The 2437-nt window shown below is 74.4% G+C and carries 4 protein-coding genes; all 4 read left to right on the forward strand.

The genetic code is table 11. The features are described from left to right. The coding region (locus BKE38_RS33510; RefSeq protein WP_242662586.1) for an SPOR domain-containing protein at nucleotides 1-415 on the forward strand (415 nt) is incomplete at its 5' end. 16 nt (nucleotides 416-431) lie between these two features. Beyond that, nucleotides 432-1430, forward strand: a complete 999-nt coding sequence (gene nagZ / locus BKE38_RS27125) for a beta-N-acetylhexosaminidase (RefSeq protein ID WP_076960309.1) — start codon at nucleotides 432-434, stop codon at nucleotides 1428-1430. Then, a complete protein-coding gene (locus BKE38_RS27130) occupies nucleotides 1427-2128 on the forward strand; it encodes a site-2 protease family protein (RefSeq protein WP_076960310.1) in 702 nt (233 codons plus the stop codon). The genes nagZ and BKE38_RS27130 overlap by 4 nt, the downstream gene beginning before the upstream one ends. Continuing rightward, on the forward strand, nucleotides 2125-2437 hold a 313-nt coding region (locus BKE38_RS27135), incomplete at its 3' end, for a segregation and condensation protein A (protein WP_131829746.1). The genes BKE38_RS27130 and BKE38_RS27135, both read left to right, overlap by 4 nt.

Below are 2437 nucleotides of genomic sequence, written 5' to 3' on the forward strand. Positions count from 1 at the left end.
CTGCGCGCCCGCCGCGCAGCCTGCCCGCCCGCAGGCCCCACCGCCGCCGGGCGCGCAGCTTGCGACGCCCCAGGCGCCGACCGCTCCCCCGGCTGCGCCGGCGGCCCCGGCCGCCCGCGTCGCGCCGCCCGTGGCGCCCGCAACGCCCGCCCCGGTGCCGAGCCGCGCCGGCACGGTCACCGTGCAGCTCGGCGCGCTGGATTCGGAAGCCGGCGCCCGTTCGGAATGGGATCGCCTGTCGAAGCGCGTGCCGGAGCTGATCGGCGGCCGCAGCCCGCAGATCACCCGCTTCGAGCGCGAGGGAAAGCCCACCATGTGGCGGCTGCGCCTCGGCGGCTTCGAGGCTGACGCCGCCAGCTCCTTCTGCGAGACGGTGAAGAGCCGCGGCGGCGCCTGCGCCGTGCTCGGCGGCTGAGGCCGCCGGACGCGTCATGGCCCCGCCGCGCGCCGCCATCATCGGCCTGTCCGGCCCCGTGCTGCTGGCCGGGGAAGCCGCGCTGCTGCGGGAATGCCGCCCGCTGGGCGTCATTCTCTTCGCGCGCAACGTGCAGGATCCGGCGCAGCTGTCGCGGCTGACCGCGGCGATCCGCGAGGCGCTCGGCGAAGACGCGCCGGTCCTGGTCGACCAGGAAGGCGGCCGCGTCGCCCGGCTGCGTCCGCCGCATTTCCCGCCGTTCCCCGCCGCCGGCCGCTTCGAGGGGCTGCCAGAGGCGGCGGCCGGCGCCAATGCCACACTGCTCGGGCTGGAATGCCGCGGCGTCGGGCTGGACGTGGTCTGCGCGCCGGTGCTGGACCTGCGCCTGCCGGGGCGCCACAGCGTCGTTGGCGACCGCGGCTTCGGCGCCGATCCGGCCGAGGTCGCGCGGCTCGGCGCCGCCTGGGTCGCCGGGCTGCAGGCGGCCGGCACCATCCCGGTGATCAAGCACATCCCCGGCCATGGCCGCGCCATGGCGGACAGCCATCTGGAGCTGCCGCGGGTCGATGCTTCGCGTGAAGACCTCCAGGCTGACTTCGCGCCGTTCCGGGCCCTCGCCGACAGCGGCGCCTGGGGCATGACCGCGCATATCCTGTTCGATGCCCTGGACGACCGGCCGGCGACGCTGTCGCCAAAGATCATCCGGACGATCATCCGCGGCGAGATCGGCTTCGACGGGCTGCTGCTCTCCGACGACCTGGCGATGAAGGCGCTGACCGGCACGCCGGCCTCGCTGACCGCGGCGGTGCTCGACGCCGGCTGCGACGTGGCGCTGAACTGCACCGGGGTGCTGGCCGACAGCCAGGCCGCTTTGGCCGGATGCCCGGTCCTGACCGAGGACGCGCAGCGGCGCCTGGCCCGGTCGCGCGCGGCCGTGGCGGCGCGCCGGCTTCCCAGCCCCGATCGCGCCGGCCTGGCCGCGGCCCGGGATGCGCTGCTGAAGGACGTCGCGTGATCGACTGGCTGCCGGAGCTGCTTGTCGCCATCCTGGCGACGGTGCTGGCCATCACCCTGCACGAGGCGGCGCATGGCTATGCGGCGCTGGCGCTCGGCGACGACACCGCGCAGCAGCAGGGCCGGCTCAGCCTCAACCCGATCCGCCATGTCGACAAGGTCGGCACGCTGATCCTGCCCGGCATCCTGCTGGCGGTGCAGCTGCTGACCATCGGCCGGGTCGAGGCCATGTTCGGCTGGGCCAAGCCGGTGCCGGTGGATGTCCGCCGGCTGCGCAACCCGCGCTACGGCATGGTGCTGGTGGCCGCCGCCGGGCCGGCGATGAACGTCTTCCTGGCCTGGTGCGCGGCGATGCTGGCGCATCCGCTGCAGGAGCTGTCGGGGGTGCTGCCGCCGGACGCGATGGATCTCGGCGTCCGCTTCATCCTGCTCTCCATCATGGCCAACCTGCTGCTCGGCCTGTTCAACCTGCTGCCGATCCCGCCGCTGGATGGCGGCCGCATCATGGTCGGGCTGCTGCCCTGGCGCGCCGCCATGGCCCTGGCCCGGCTGGAGCGCGCCGGCCTGGTCATCGTCATGCTGGCGATCTTCGTGCTGCCGCGCATCTCGCCCAGCCTCGACATCATGGGCGGGCTGATCGGCCTGGTGACCGGCCCGGGCTTCCGCGCCATCCTGTGGCTGGCCGGGCACGGGACATGACCGCGAGCGCCGATCCTGACCGGCTCCACGTCCGCCTGGAAGTCTATGAAGGCCCGCTCGACCTGCTGCTGGAGCTGGCGCGGTCGCAGAAGGTGGATATCGCCCGCATCTCCATCCTGGCGCTGGTCGACCAGTATCTGGCGGTGATCGAGGGGGCGCAGCGCGTCCGTCTCGAGCTCGCCGCCGACTGGCTGGTCATGGCCGCCTGGCTGGCATGGCTGAAATCCCGCCTGCTGCTGCCCGAGGACCCGCAGGAGGAGGAGGATGCCGAGGCCCTGGCCGGCCAGCTGGCCGGCCAGGGCCTCGGCA

It is taken from the genome of Teichococcus deserti (genome assembly GCF_001982615.1).
GTDB classification, from domain to species: domain Bacteria; phylum Pseudomonadota; class Alphaproteobacteria; order Acetobacterales; family Acetobacteraceae; genus Pseudoroseomonas; species Pseudoroseomonas deserti.

What these genes read in the sequence shown, in the direction of transcription:
- nagZ (WP_076960309.1), top strand. Translation starts at nt 432, where the DNA reads ATGGCCCCGCCGCGCGCCGCCATCATCGGCCTGTCCGGCCCCGTGCTG.